This is a genomic window from Clostridium thermarum (genome assembly GCF_006351925.1).
In the GTDB taxonomy this organism is placed as follows: domain Bacteria; phylum Bacillota; class Clostridia; order Clostridiales; family Clostridiaceae; genus Clostridium_AU; species Clostridium_AU thermarum.
Map to the genome: position 1 here is coordinate 1,700,623 of NZ_CP040924.1, position 13,751 is coordinate 1,714,373.

Annotated in this window: 12 protein-coding genes and 1 other annotated feature (1 of these 13 running past the window's edge); all 12 genes read left to right on the plus strand. The window is 37.0% G+C overall.

Annotated features, from left to right (window positions below; all coding sequences use genetic code 11):
* Positions 1-145, plus strand: a binding site (T-box leader); it begins 29 nt to the left of the window's first position.
* A 52-nt stretch (positions 146-197) separates the two neighbouring features.
* The 12 genes from alaS to sigK all read left to right on the plus strand — a co-directional run bounded on the left by alaS (position 198) and on the right by sigK (position 13,617).
* Positions 198-2,837 (plus strand): alanine--tRNA ligase, encoded by a 2,640-nt coding sequence (gene alaS, locus FHY60_RS07710; protein ID WP_139904426.1) that lies wholly within the window; start codon positions 198-200, stop codon positions 2,835-2,837.
* A 166-nt stretch (positions 2,838-3,003) separates the two neighbouring features.
* Positions 3,004-3,258 carry an IreB family regulatory phosphoprotein gene (locus FHY60_RS07715; protein WP_139904427.1) on the plus strand — a complete coding sequence of 85 codons (255 nt, stop codon included), beginning with the start codon at positions 3,004-3,006 and terminating at the stop codon, positions 3,256-3,258.
* A 43-nt stretch (positions 3,259-3,301) separates the two neighbouring features.
* Positions 3,302-3,718 (plus strand): Holliday junction resolvase RuvX, encoded by a 417-nt coding sequence (gene ruvX / locus FHY60_RS07720; protein WP_139904428.1) that lies wholly within the window; start codon positions 3,302-3,304, stop codon positions 3,716-3,718.
* Between the two features lie 26 nt (positions 3,719-3,744).
* Positions 3,745-4,008: a DUF1292 domain-containing protein gene (locus FHY60_RS07725; RefSeq protein WP_139904429.1), complete on the plus strand. Its 264-nt coding sequence runs from the start codon at positions 3,745-3,747 to the stop codon at positions 4,006-4,008.
* 19 nt (positions 4,009-4,027) lie between these two features.
* Positions 4,028-4,486, plus strand: coding sequence for a Fur family transcriptional regulator (locus FHY60_RS07730; RefSeq protein ID WP_139904430.1), 459 nt, complete (start codon positions 4,028-4,030; stop codon positions 4,484-4,486).
* Between the two features lie 18 nt (positions 4,487-4,504).
* Complete coding sequence (locus FHY60_RS07735; protein WP_139904431.1) at positions 4,505-6,172, plus strand: ribonuclease J; 1,668 nt, start codon at positions 4,505-4,507, stop codon at positions 6,170-6,172.
* Between the two features lie 159 nt (positions 6,173-6,331).
* Complete coding sequence (gene typA, locus FHY60_RS07740; protein WP_139904432.1) at positions 6,332-8,158, plus strand: translational GTPase TypA; 1,827 nt, start codon at positions 6,332-6,334, stop codon at positions 8,156-8,158.
* 26 nt (positions 8,159-8,184) lie between these two features.
* A complete protein-coding gene (gene mltG / locus FHY60_RS07745) occupies positions 8,185-9,213 on the plus strand; it encodes an endolytic transglycosylase MltG (RefSeq protein WP_139904433.1) in 1,029 nt (342 codons plus the stop codon).
* A 16-nt stretch (positions 9,214-9,229) separates the two neighbouring features.
* Positions 9,230-9,880 carry an O-methyltransferase gene (locus FHY60_RS07750; protein ID WP_139904434.1) on the plus strand — a complete coding sequence of 217 codons (651 nt, stop codon included), beginning with the start codon at positions 9,230-9,232 and terminating at the stop codon, positions 9,878-9,880.
* Between the two features lies 1 nt (position 9,881).
* Positions 9,882-11,105, plus strand: coding sequence for a peptidase U32 family protein (locus tag FHY60_RS07755; protein WP_139904435.1), 1,224 nt, complete (start codon positions 9,882-9,884; stop codon positions 11,103-11,105).
* A gap of 58 nt (positions 11,106-11,163) precedes the next feature.
* Positions 11,164-12,849: a penicillin-binding transpeptidase domain-containing protein gene (locus FHY60_RS07760; protein WP_139904436.1), complete on the plus strand. Its 1,686-nt coding sequence runs from the start codon at positions 11,164-11,166 to the stop codon at positions 12,847-12,849.
* Between the two features lie 63 nt (positions 12,850-12,912).
* Entirely contained in the window at positions 12,913-13,617 is a 705-nt protein-coding gene (gene sigK, locus FHY60_RS07765; protein WP_139904437.1) for an RNA polymerase sporulation sigma factor SigK, read from the plus strand.
* The last annotated feature ends 134 nt before the right edge of the window (positions 13,618-13,751 follow it).

The following is a 13,751-nucleotide window of genomic DNA, read 5'->3' on the forward strand; positions in this document are numbered from 1 at the left end:
GATTGATTCATTCAGAGAGGAAGTGGTTGGTGAGAACTTCTTGATAGATTTATCGAAGCTGTCTCTGAGCTTTTCTTTAAGGAGATGCAGGAATTTCTATTCCTGTAATTAGGGTGGTACCGCGAAATAGACTTTCGTCCCTTGTGGATGAGAGTCCTTTTATTTTATAAATACTATATTTAAGGGAGGATATACACATGAGATTCATGGGCCTAAATGAAGTTAGAGAAGCTTATTTGAAATTCTTTGAAAGCAAAGAACATTTAAGACTGGATAGTTTTTCACTGGTTCCGAAAAATGATAACAGTCTGTTACTAATAAATGCAGGTATGGCGCCGTTAAAGCCATATTTCACTGGGCTTGCAAAGCCACCAAAGACAAGAATAACTACCTGCCAAAAGTGTATAAGAACTGGTGATATCGACAATGTAGGAAAAACATCAAGGCATGCTACCTATTTCGAAATGCTTGGTAATTTTTCCTTCGGTGACTACTTTAAGGAAGAAGTAATTCCATGGGCTTGGGAATTTGTAACTAAGGTATTGGAAATTCCAAAAGAGAAGCTATATGTTACTATATATGAAGAAGATGATGAGGCCTTTGAAATTTGGTCAAAGAGCACAGATGTAGATCCTTCAAGAATTTTCCGTCTCGGTAAGAAGGATAACTTCTGGGAAATAGGTCAGGGACCCTGCGGACCATGTTCTGAGATTCACTTCGACAGAGGAGTAGGGGTAATAAAGACTGTCGAGGAATTTGAGGCAGCTGCTGATGCCGATAGAGTAGTAGAGTTCTGGAACCTTGTATTTACACAATTTGATAAGGATGAAAATGGTGTATACCATAGATTGGCCAATCCTAATATTGATACCGGTATGGGCTTGGAGAGAATGGCAGCCCTAATGCAAGGCAAGAACACTATATTTGAAGTGGATACAATAAATTCTATTTTACAGGAAGTTTGTAGAGTGTCCAATACTGTGTACGGCGAAAATGCCGCAAAGGATGTATCCATAAGAATCATTACAGACCACATAAGAAGTGTAAGCATGATGATCTGCGACGGAGTGCTCCCATCAAATGAAGGAAGAGGCTATGTTTTAAGAAGACTCCTCAGAAGAGCTGCAAGACATGGAAGACTTCTTGGTCTAACCAGTGCCTTCCTGTATAACCTATGTGATATAGTGGTGGAAAATTCTAAAGGTGCATATCCGGAATTAGAAGAGAAAAAGGACTATATCAAGAATGTAATAAAGATAGAAGAAGAAAGATTTGAAGAAACAATTGACTCCGGTATGGGAATATTGGCTGAGTATATTTCCGAATTAGAAAAGTCCGGCGAAAAGGTTCTGAAGGGTGAGCTTGTATTTAAACTTTATGATACCTATGGCTTCCCTGTGGAATTGACAGAGGAAATATTAGCTGAAAAGGGCCTTGGACTGGATATGGAAGCTTTTAATGTGGAAATGAAGCTGCAGAAGGAAAGAGCAAGAAAGGCAAGAGGCGAATCTAACTATATGGGCAGCGAAGACAGCATTACAAACAAAATACCGGCTGAATACAATACAAACTTTGTAGGTTATGACCATACAGAATATAGCTCAAAGGTATCTCTTTTAATTAAGGATGAGGAGTTTGCAGAGGTCCTTGAGGCCGGAGACAAGGGAATAATCCTTGTGGAAGAAACTCCTTTCTATGCTGAAATGGGGGGACAGATAGGAGATAAGGGTATAATTTACAGCGATAATTTTAAAGCAGAGGTAGAAGATTGCAAAAAGAGCGTTGCAGGAAAGACCCTACATTTTGCAACTGTACTGGAAGGAAGCTTAAAACAGGGGAATGAAGTAAAGCTTAAGGTAGATTCAGTTAGAAGAAACAATATCAGAAAGAACCATACTGCAACTCATATGCTACAGGCAGCCCTCAAGGAAGTGATGGGAGACCATGTACATCAGTCCGGTTCTCTTGTAGATGAAGATAAGTTGAGATTCGACTTTACTCACTTTACTGCAATGACTGAGGAAGAAATCAGCAGGGTAGAAGAAATAGTAAATGCAAAAATTATGGAAGCAACTTCCGTTGAAACAGAAGAGATGGGTATAGAAGCAGCAAGAGAAAAAGGTGCTATGGCACTCTTTGACGAAAAATACGGTGATATTGTAAGAGTGGTTTCCGTTGGAGATTTCAGCATAGAGCTCTGCGGTGGAACTCACGTATCAAATTCCGGTGAAATCGGCCTCTTTAAGATAACCTCCGAAAGCGGTGTAGCTGCAGGTATAAGAAGAATAGAGGCTATTACAGGCTTTAATGCAATAAAGTTCTTAAATGAAAAGCTTACAACTATAAAAGACATTGCTAATACAATAAAATGTAATCCAAAAGAAGTAGTGAATAAATCTGCTGCTCTTGTACAGGAATTAAAAGAAAAAGACAAGGAAATAAATGAACTAAAGAAAGAGCTTGCTAAAGGCGCAGAAGGAGAACTTCTAAATAAGATTAAAGAAGTTAAAGGCGTAAAATATATTGCTGCTGTAGTTGATAATATGGACAGTGAGAACCTGAGAGAATTGGGAGATAGACTGAGAAATAAGTTAGACAACGGACTTGTTGTTCTTGGAAGTGCTTTTGATGAAAAAGTAGTTCTGCTGGCAATGGCAACTAAGGAAGCTGTGGCTAAGGGAGTACACTGCGGTAAAATCATCAAAGACGTAGCAGCAGTAACCGGTGGCGGCGGCGGTGGCCGTCCAGATATGGCTCAAGCCGGAGGAAAAATGCCGGGAAAATTACCGGAAGCAATGAATGTTGTTGAAAAGTTATTAGAAACTTTAGTTAAATAGTGTACTTTTAAATGATTTTCATTTATAATATAAGTGTAGTAATGTTTACCATTATATATTATAATGAAGAAGTTAATACTTAATTATGATACCTTAAGCTAAAGTATTCCTAGCAAGGGGGTGAAGTCTGTAAGAAATCATAACCATGATTTTATACAGGATTAATATGGATAAAAATGATTACACAATGCAGTTTAATTTTATAAACAATAAAAGGGATTTAACTAAAGCAATTTTAACTCAAGTATATGATTCACTGAAGGAAAAGGGCTATAATCCGGTAAACCAGTTGGTGGGTTATCTAATTTCCGGAGACCCTACATATATAACCAATTATAATGGTGCCAGAGCTCTGGTTAGAAAGCTGGAACGTGATGAAATTCTTGAAGAAGTTTTAAAATCTTATTTAGGTATAAAATAAAAGTGCCCTTTTTAGGGCATTTTTATTTTAAGAATGGAGAACTATGAGAATACTAGGACTAGATGTTGGTGAAAAAACTATTGGAGTGGCTGTCAGTGACCCATTGGGGTTAACGGCGCAGGGTATTTGTACAATAAAGCGTAAAAGCGTAAATGTTGATATAGATGAAATAAACAAATATGTGGTAGAATATGGTTGTGATCTTATTGTATTGGGTTTGCCCAAAAATATGAATGGCACCATAGGTCCATCAGGAGAAAAGGTTTTAAAATTGGCTGAAAAAATCCAAGAAAGATTAAATATTAAGGTGGATACATGGGACGAAAGGCTTACGACCGTTGCAGCCCACCGAGTTATGCTGGAAGCTGACCTATCCAGAAATAAGAGAAAAAAGATTGTTGATAAATTAGCTGCTATGTATATTTTACAAGGTTATCTTGACAGATTGTCAAATAAATAAATATTAATAGAAAAGGAGAGTTAAATATGGAAAATGATGTAGAATCAATCGTATTGACTGACGAAGAAGGAAATGAAACTGAATTCGAAGTAATAACTAAGTTTGACATTGAAGAAAACGAGTATGTTATTGTAGTGCCTGTTGATGGTGACGAAGATGAAGCGGTAGCACTTAAGATTGAACAGGATGAGGCTGGCAATGACATTTTAGTTACTATTGAAGACGAGGAAGAATTTCAAATGGTCAATGAAGCCTATGAGGCAATTTTTTCTGGTGATGACCTAAATTAATATTGAAGAGGTATTAAAGATGGCTAAGATGCATGCTGATGAAGTTAAAAGATTAAAAGAAAACTTAAAAGCAAAGGGCTATAAGCTTACTCCTCAACGGAGGGCTATAGTTGACTGTATCGTCAGCAGTGAGGGAAAGCACCTTACTGCTGAGGAAATTTATGACCTGGTAAAGGAAGATTGCGCCGAGATTGGGCTTGCTACGGTATACAGAACAATTGCTATGCTTGAAGAATTGGGCATAGTGAGCAGATTAGAACTCGGTGACAATATCAGTAGATATGAAATTGTTCACGAAGAGGAAAACCATCAACATCATCATTTGATATGTAATAATTGTTCAAAAGTATTAGAAGTAGAAGGAGATTTACTGGATATACTGGAACAAAACATTGAAGAAAAATATAAGTTCAAAATTAAAAATCATAGTGTCAGATTTTTTGGCATTTGTTATGAGTGCTCTAAGGAAGAACAGTAATAGAAGGAGGATGATTCAATGAGGAGGGATAAGGATAAGATCAAAATAATACCTCTTGGGGGACTTAATGAGATAGGAAAAAACCTTACCGTTATTGAATATAAGGATGAGATAATAGTAATAGATTGCGGGCTTAGATTCCCTGATGAAGAAATGTTTGGAATTGATATAGTAATTCCGGATGTGAGCTATCTGATAAAGAATGCAGATAAGGTTAAGGGGATATTCCTTACCCATGGACATGAGGACCATATAGGGGCTCTACCCTATGTATTAAAACAGATAAATGTACCGGTATATGGAACAAAGCTAACCTTGGGTATTGTGGAAATGAAGCTTAAGGAACATGGACTTTTGAGTGTTACAGAACTTAAAAGAGTAAGTCCTAAGGATGTAATAAAGTTGAATAATGTTTCAGTAGAATTTATAAAGACTAACCATAGTATTGCGGATTCGGTGGCTATTGCGATTCATACGCCTTTAGGAGTTGTGCTGCATACCGGTGATTTCAAAGTAGACTATACCCCAATAGATGGAGAGGTAATAGACTTATCTAGATTTGCTGAACTTGGAAGAAAAGGCGTACTTGTAATGTTGGCTGACAGTACAAATGTTGAACGTCCAGGTTATACCATGTCGGAAAGTACTGTTGGCGATACTTTTGAGAGATTTTTTACTGCTGCAAAGGGAAGAATTATTGTAGCTACCTTTGCCTCAAATATCCACAGAATTCAGCAAATTATATCCGCAGCCAATAAATATGGCAGAAAGGTAGCGGTATCAGGAAGAAGCTTGGAAAACATCGTAGCTGTTGGTACGGAACTCGGCTATATCCATATTGACAAAGATAACTTTATCAGCATTGATACTATCAATAAGTATCCACCGGATAAGGTGACAATAATAACTACTGGCAGCCAGGGAGAAACGATGTCTGCTCTTTCCAGGATTGCAAGCAATGAGCATAAAAAGGTCAGCATCATGGAGGGTGATATGGTTATAATCTCTGCTTCACCTATACCTGGTAACGAGAAATTGGTATCCAGAGTTATTAATCAACTGTTTAAAAATGGTGCAGAAGTAATTTATGAATCACTAGCAGATGTCCATGTATCTGGTCATGCTTGTCAGGAGGAATTAAAACTTATGCATTCACTTGTTAAGCCTAAATTTTTCGTACCAGTACATGGTGAATACAGACACCTGAAACAACATGCTGAATTGGCTGTAAAACTTGGTTTAAATCCTGCTAATACCCTGATAGCAGATATAGGTAACGTAATTGAAGTAAACAAGGATGGTATAAAGAAAAATGGCACAGTAATCTCCGGCAACGTTTTTGTAGATGGACTTGGAGTAGGTGATGTTGGAAACATCGTGCTTAGGGATAGAAAGCACTTATCACAAGATGGAATCTTAACAGTGGTAGTTACTATTGAAAAAGAAAGTGGTAATGTAATTGCCGGCCCCGATATTATATCCAGAGGTTTTGTATATGTAAGAGAATCAGAAAACTTAATGGAAGAAGCAAGACTCGTAGTTAAGGAAACTTTAAGAAATTGTGAAGAAAAGCATATAACTGATTGGGCAACTCTGAAGACAAATATTAAGGATGATCTGAGAAACTTCCTTTATGAGAAAACTAAGAGAAAACCGATGATTCTTCCAATTATAATGGAAATTTAAGCTGTATAGGGTTACATTTTTCTTAATAAGTTGACAATTATAGACCATAATATTAGAATAAATATGACTTCAGTAAAATTGGGTACATTGTATCCAATTTTATTTTTGATGAATTTATAGTATGTTATATAAAGTCAATTTAAATAAACGGAGGCTAATATGAATAAATACACCAGAGAAGATATAAGAAATATTGCTATAATTGCCCATGTTGACCATGGTAAGACTACTTTAGTTGATGCCTTGCTGAAACAAAGTAATGTTTTCAGAACCAATGAAAAAGTTCAGGAAAGGGTTATGGACTCTAATGACTTGGAAAGAGAAAGAGGAATTACCATCCTGTCAAAAAATACTGCTATAAGCTATAACGGTATTAAGATAAATATAGTAGATACTCCTGGACATGCGGACTTCGGTGGCGAAGTAGAACGTGTTTTAAAAATGGTGGATAGTGTGCTTTTGGTAGTTGATGCCTATGAAGGTACTATGCCTCAAACTAAGTTCGTTTTGAAAAAGGCCTTGGAGCTTGGGTTAAAGCCTATAGTTGTCATCAATAAAATCGACAGACATGATGCAAGACCCACAGAAGTAATCGACGAGGTTTTTGATCTATTCGTTGAGTTGGGAGCGGATGATGAGCAGTTAGACTTTCCAATAGTATATTGCTCTGCAAGAGAAGGTTATGCCAAATTGGATATCAATGATGAAAGTGATAGTATGGCACCCTTGTATAATACAATTATTGAGAAAGTAAAAGCTCCGGAAGGATATATAGATATGCCCCTTCAATTGCTGGTTACAACCATAGATTCCAGCGAGTATGTAGGAAGAATATGCATTGGTAAGATAGAAAGAGGAGTAATCAGGAAAAATCAAAATGTAACAATTCTACACAGAGATGGTTCCTCTCATAATGTAAAAGTATCCACACTTTATGTATATAATGGACTAAAGAGAGTAGAAGTTGAAGAAGCAAAGCTTGGAGATATAGTGGCAGTCAGCGGTTTAGGTGAGGTTAATATCGGTGAAACCATTGCTGACAGCAGTGCACCGGAAGCACTTCCATTCGTTGATATAGATGAGCCAACCATCAGTATGAATTTCCTTGTGAATGATTCTCCTTTTGCAGGAAGAGAAGGAGAGTTTGTTACTTCAAGACATTTAAGAGATAGGCTGATGAGAGAATTAGAGACTAATGTAAGTCTAAGAGTAGAAGAGCTTTCTCCGGATACCTTCAAGGTAAGCGGTAGAGGTGAGTTGCATCTTTCTATTTTAATAGAGCAAATGAGAAGAGAAGGCTATGAATTCCAAGTTTCAAAACCTTCAGTTATTTTTAAAGAAAAAGAAGGGAAAACCTTAGAGCCTATCGAATTCTTAACAATAGATGTACCTGAAGATTTTATGGGAGCGGTAATACAAAAGCTTGGACAAAGAAAGGGAGAAATGCTCAACATGACTTCAGCTGTTAACGGTTATGTACGATTGGAATTCTTAATTCCTTCAAGAGGTCTTATAGGTTTTAGAAACGAATTCCTTACAGATACAAAGGGCAACGGTATAATGAACAGCCTATTTGAAGGTTATGAGGAGTACAAAGGGGATATACCACAGAGAACCAGAGGTTCCTTAGTGGTATTTGAAACCGGAGAAGCAATAACCTATGGCTTATATAATGCACAAGAAAGAGGAACACTGTTTATAGAACCGGGTACCCCAGTTTACGAGGGAATGATAGCCGGAGAATGTTCAAGAGCAGAGGATATTGAGGTTAATGTATGTAAGAAAAAGCACCTAAGCAATACTCGTGCCTCCGGTTCTGATGAGGCCTTAAAGCTAACTCCTGTTAGAAAGATGTCCTTGGAACAGTGCTTGGAGTTTATAAATAATGATGAACTTGTAGAAGTTACACCAAAGACTATAAGAATGAGGAAAAAGATTCTTAATGCAGAAATGAGAAAGAGAGCAGCTAGGAGAAACGAGGTATAGTATACGAATTTTATGGGGGGAACTAAATGTTAAAGAAGTTGATAAAAACCATAGCCACCATTTGGATCGTAGTGATGGTAATAATTATTGGCAGCAGAGGTTACTACATAAGTGTCATTAATAAACCTCTGAAAAATATTGATGCAACTGAGTTGAAGATGACTATTAAGTCCGGAGATACTTTAAATGGTGTTATTAACAGATTAAATAGCCAAGGAAATCTGAAAAACTCATTGTTAATTAGACTTTACATGAAGCTGAACAAGGTCTCCTTTTCTGTAAAACAAGGTGATGTAGTGATACCTGCAGATGCAACCTTGGCTCAGATGTTTGATACTTTGAAAAATTTTCAAGGTCTGCCCACAAATGTGGTTAGAGTTATGATACCTGAGGGCAAAAACTTAGAGGAAATTGGAAAGATCCTTGAGGAGAAGGGTGTTATTTCTTATCAGGATTTTGTTGACACTTGCTTAAAATATGAATTACCCCCATATATAAAGAATAACTCGAAGAGAAAGTATGCTTTAGAAGGATACCTTTTCCCTGATACCTATGATTTTACAAAGGTTGAAAGCGGAAAAGATGGAAGGGCTATAATTAAAATTATGCTCAATAACTTTGAGAGAAAAATTGGGGAAGTAGGATTATCCCTTGATGAGGTAGATGAGATAGATAAAATAGTAACCTTGGCTTCCATTATAGAAAAAGAAGTTAAAGTGGAAGAGGAAAGGACCCTGGTATCTTCTGTATTTGCAAACAGATTAAAGATTGGAATGCCGCTGCAGTCCGATCCTACAGTTCAGTATGCTCTGGGGGTGCATAAGGAAAAGCTTTCACTGGATGATTACAAGATTGATTCTCCTTACAATACCTATGTGGTAGCGGGCATTCCGGTAGGTCCAATCAGTAACCCTGGTAAGGCCTCCATAGAAGCAGCCTTAAATCCTGAGGATACAAAGTACTTGTACTTCTGCTCAAGGAATGATGGAACCCATGAATTCAACGAAAGCTTTGAAAAGCACAATGCTGCAGTTCTAAAGTACCAATCGAATTAACAAATGGAGGAAACGAATGAGTAATATAACTTATGACTATATGGAGCAGTATATCAGAGGGCTAGTGCCGGACAATGCAGGTTTACTTAAGGAACTCGAAGAGTACGCAGAGGAGAATAAGGTTCCAATTATCCATAAGGAAGTAGCTAACTTTCTTCAATTGATGATCAATATTATAAAGCCTAAGAGAATCTTGGAACTGGGCACAGCCATAGGTTATTCTTCTATTCTTATGTATAACAGTAATGGCTCTGTTGAACATGTTGACACCGTGGAGCGGGATGAAAACATGATAGCTCTGGCCGGTGCCAATATTGAGAAGGCTGGACTTAAGGGTAAAATAAATGTAATCTGTGGCGATTGTCTTGAGGTGCTTGAGAAGCTTGTAGATAAATATGATCTGATATTTATTGATGCGGGCAAGGGACACTACAATGAGTTTTTTCCACATTGTCAGAGACTTTTGAATAAAGATGGCGTAATTTTAGCAGATAATGTACTCTATAAAGGTATGGTAGCCTCTAGAGAGTTGGTTATAAGAAGAAAAATAACCATAGTTAAAAGAATGAAAAAGTTTATTGATATGATTACCAAAGATGATAAACTTATAACTGCAATTCTTCCAATGGGGGATGGTATAGCAGTTATAAAAAGTAAGGAGGATTAACATGAAGAAGCCTGAAATCTTAGCACCGGCAGGTAATCTGGAAAAGCTGAAGACAGCCATAGACTTTGGCGCTGATGCTGTTTACCTTGGGGGAAATAAACTGAACTTGAGAGCCTTTGCAGATAACTTTAGCAATGAAGAACTGGCTGAAGGTATAAAATATGCACATGACAGAGGCAAGAAAGCCTATGTTGCATTAAATGTTTTTCCACACAATGAGGATTTAAACGGTTTAGAAGAGTATCTAACAGAATTGTATAACCTAAAAGTAGATGCGGCTATTGTTGCGGACCCAGGAATAATAATGACTGCGAGGGAAGTTGTGCCGGATTTAGAACTGCATTTAAGCACTCAAGCCAACAATGTTAACCATAGATCTGCTATGTTTTGGTATAAGCAGGGGATCAAGAGAATAGTTCTTGCAAGAGAGTTATCCATGAAGGAAGTAATTGATATGAGAAAAGCACTTCCCTTGGATCTTGAGATAGAAGCATTTGTTCATGGGTCCATGTGCATGGCTTATTCCGGAAGATGTCTGTTATCTAACTTCCTCACCGGTAGAGATGCCAACAGAGGGGCCTGTGCTCAGCCCTGCCGATACAAGTATTACCTCACAGAGGAAAAGAGGCCGGGAGAAAAATATGAGATTCTGGAGGATGACAAGGGAAGCTACATTATGAACTCTAAGGATTTGTGTATGATTGAATATATACCTGAATTGGTTGCAGCAGGAGTACAGTCCTTTAAAATTGAAGGAAGAATGAAGAGTTCCTTCTATGTAGCTGTGGTAACTAAGGTCTACAGGGAAGCCTTGGACGCCTTCTGGGAAGATCCGCAAAATTATAGCTTCAACAAGAAGTGGCTTGAAGACTTAGATAAGGTAAGTCACAGACAGTATTATACCGGCTTTTATTTTGGAGATCAAAATAAGCAAGTGTATGAAAACTCCTCGTATATAAGAAATTATGACATAGTTGGAATTGTAAGAAACTATGACCCAGAAAAGGAGATTGCAACCATAGAGCAGAGAAATAAGGTCTTTGAAGGAGATGTTGCAGAAGTTCTGAGGCCTGTAGGCGGAGATTTTAAGGTGAAATTTGAGGATATAAGAGATTTAGAAGGTAAAAAGTTAGAAGCTACACCAGTGGCCCAAATGCTTTATACCTTTAAATGTGAAGAAAAACTTTACGAAAATGATATGCTCATAATGAAAAAAGTAGATTAAAAAGGTATAAGCCACTTCACCTTAGGCTAGAATTAAGCTGAGGTGAGGTGGTTTATTTATGTTTTTTCAAACAATAAAGCTGCGGGCTATAAAAGTCACTGCTCTGATGATTGCAGTCCTTTTGTTACTGACTATTAGGATAGCTTATATAAACCTATATCAGGGCCAGGAGCTAAGTGTTATGACAGATAAGCAGTATCTAATAGAGGAGCCCATAAGCAATATAAAATATATGTTGCTGGACAGTAACGGCAGGGAAATGCTGACTTATATAAGAAAATATTATTTTGTTGTTGATGTAAACAGCTATATTAGGGATAACAGGGAAACTGACCTGGCAAAAATAAATGCTCTGGTTTATACCCTTAGAAACTATAACAAGGACTATGATTTGACTGAGCTGAAATATAATATGACTAGTAATAAAAAGTACTATGAAGTAGACGAAGAAACTTACTATAAACTTAAAGATATTAAGGATGTAAAAGGAGTATATTGTTTTATAAAAAGCGAAGTTGACCGCTCTAATGCATGGCTTTATCAAAACATAATGACAAGTCCTGTGGATTCCAATAACAATGAAAAAGAGGCGGATTCCATCGAAGGCTTTATAGTGGAAAAAATTAAAGATAATAAGTATCCTGTAGTTTCCTTTGACAGGGATGTAAACGGCATAATTGGTGAAGAAAAGTATATTGTTCCTGAAAACAATGTGAATATAAAACTTACCACGGACAAGGAGATGGAAGATAAAATAAAATCTTTGCTATACAAGGAAGAATGGAGCAGCTATAATCAGATTGGCGTGGTAATTATGGAATCAGATACCGGTAAAATTAAGGCTATGGTACAGAGAGATGACTGGAAGCCCAATATCAATCTTTGCTCTGCCACGGAAAACGGCTTTGAACCAGGTTCAATCTTTAAAACCATCATGGAGGAGATCGCCTTAGAACAAAATAAAAACTGGCTTTATAAGGAGATTCAATGTAAAGAAGAGGAAAAGAACCATGGCACAGTAAATATGGAGGAAGCTTACATACAATCTTGTAACACCTACTTTGGAAATCTAGGAGCAAAAATGGGTTTTAAAAACATATACACCATGGCAAGGAAACAGGGACTCTTTAGCAAGGTTCTAAATTTTAGTGGTAACTATGAGGTTACCGGAGACATAGTAGCCTCTGATAGATTGAACTTGAAAAAGCTCTTTGGTGAGGAGTATGATGAAGTTAAGAATGTTAAATTTGCAGACTCCTCGGAATCTATGCTGGGAATTGGTCAGAGTATGAGAATATCACCTCTTCAGGCACTGGGGATTGTAAATACCGTGGTGAATAATGGCACCTATGTGAGACCTTACATTATCGATTCCCTGGTAAATAATGATGGTGTAGAGCTTGAAAAGTATACAACCATAAAAAACCAAGTACTGAAAAAGACTACTGCAGCTACAGTAAAAAAACATATGCTGGAGGTTGTCCGTAATGAAAAGGGCACGGGAAAGCGTGCTTATGTAGAAGGTTTGGAGACCGGTGGCAAAACTGGTACAAACACACGACTCATTCAAGAAGAGGGCGGATTTAAAAAGTATTCTGACGGATGGTTTGCTGGCTTTGTGAAAAGTAAAGGGAAATACTATTCTATTGTTGTTTTCGTACAAGATATTGATGTGGAAACTGAAGGCGCAGGCTCTACTGCGGCACCAATTTTTAAAGAAGCAGTTGAAAAAGTTTTTCGCTGATTAGGAAACATATTTATAGCTACCGAATAAAATATTAATAAGCACTATTAGGAGGAACATCCTGTGTTGTTTGTTAATTATCTTTTAGATATGTTCGGCAGTGTAACTTTTTTGACAGCCTATATAACCAGTGGCAATTCCTTTCCTCAACCGCTGGATGAAAAAGAGGAAGAATATTACTTATCAAGGCTAAAAGAGGGAGACTTGTTAGCCAAAAGTATATTGGTTGAAAGAAACCTTAGATTAGTGGCACATATAGTAAAGAAGTATTCCTATCCCGGTAAGGATATTGATGATTTAATATCCATTGGTACCGTAGGATTAATTAAGGCAATAGATTCCTTTGATACAAAAAAAGGTACCAGATTGGCTACTTATGCCGCCCGGTGTATAGAAAATGAAATATTAATGCTGATACGGAACAATAAGAAGATAAAAGGAGAAGTATATTTGCAGGATCCCATAGGTGTAGACAAGGAAGGAAATGAGATCTCACTTATGGACGTGTTAAGCAGTGATGAAGATTCTATCATTGAGATAGTAGAGAGTAAAATTCAAATAAAGAAGCTATACAGCAAAATAAACAGTTCATTGACGGAAAGGGAAAAAATTATCATAGAGATGAGATATGGACTAGTTGATGGAAACCAGAAAACACAGAGAGAGATTGCAAAGCTGCTGGGCATATCCAGATCCTATGTATCAAGAATAGAAAAGAGGGCTTTAAAGAAGCTGTATAAGGAACTCAATGGTAAGCTCAAATTATGATAAATTATTGGATATAAAATCCTTTTATAAATTGTGAATTATAAAAGGATTTTATAATATTTTGTAGAATATTATAATTGATTGTAATTTTGAACTGATAAAAGAATGTCCTTTATGTACAAACAAGGAGGTTA

What these genes read in the sequence shown, in the direction of transcription:
- alaS (WP_139904426.1), top strand. Translation starts at nt 198, where the DNA reads ATGAGATTCATGGGCCTAAATGAAGTTAGAGAAGCTTATTTGAAATTC.
- FHY60_RS07715 (WP_139904427.1), top strand. Translation starts at nt 3,004, where the DNA reads ATGGATAAAAATGATTACACAATGCAGTTTAATTTTATAAACAATAAA.
- ruvX (WP_139904428.1), top strand. Translation starts at nt 3,302, where the DNA reads ATGAGAATACTAGGACTAGATGTTGGTGAAAAAACTATTGGAGTGGCT.
- FHY60_RS07725 (WP_139904429.1), top strand. Translation starts at nt 3,745, where the DNA reads ATGGAAAATGATGTAGAATCAATCGTATTGACTGACGAAGAAGGAAAT.
- FHY60_RS07730 (WP_139904430.1), top strand. Translation starts at nt 4,028, where the DNA reads ATGGCTAAGATGCATGCTGATGAAGTTAAAAGATTAAAAGAAAACTTA.
- FHY60_RS07735 (WP_139904431.1), top strand. Translation starts at nt 4,505, where the DNA reads ATGAGGAGGGATAAGGATAAGATCAAAATAATACCTCTTGGGGGACTT.
- typA (WP_139904432.1), top strand. Translation starts at nt 6,332, where the DNA reads ATGAATAAATACACCAGAGAAGATATAAGAAATATTGCTATAATTGCC.
- mltG (WP_139904433.1), top strand. Translation starts at nt 8,185, where the DNA reads ATGTTAAAGAAGTTGATAAAAACCATAGCCACCATTTGGATCGTAGTG.
- FHY60_RS07750 (WP_139904434.1), top strand. Translation starts at nt 9,230, where the DNA reads ATGAGTAATATAACTTATGACTATATGGAGCAGTATATCAGAGGGCTA.
- FHY60_RS07755 (WP_139904435.1), top strand. Translation starts at nt 9,882, where the DNA reads ATGAAGAAGCCTGAAATCTTAGCACCGGCAGGTAATCTGGAAAAGCTG.
- FHY60_RS07760 (WP_139904436.1), top strand. Translation starts at nt 11,164, where the DNA reads ATGTTTTTTCAAACAATAAAGCTGCGGGCTATAAAAGTCACTGCTCTG.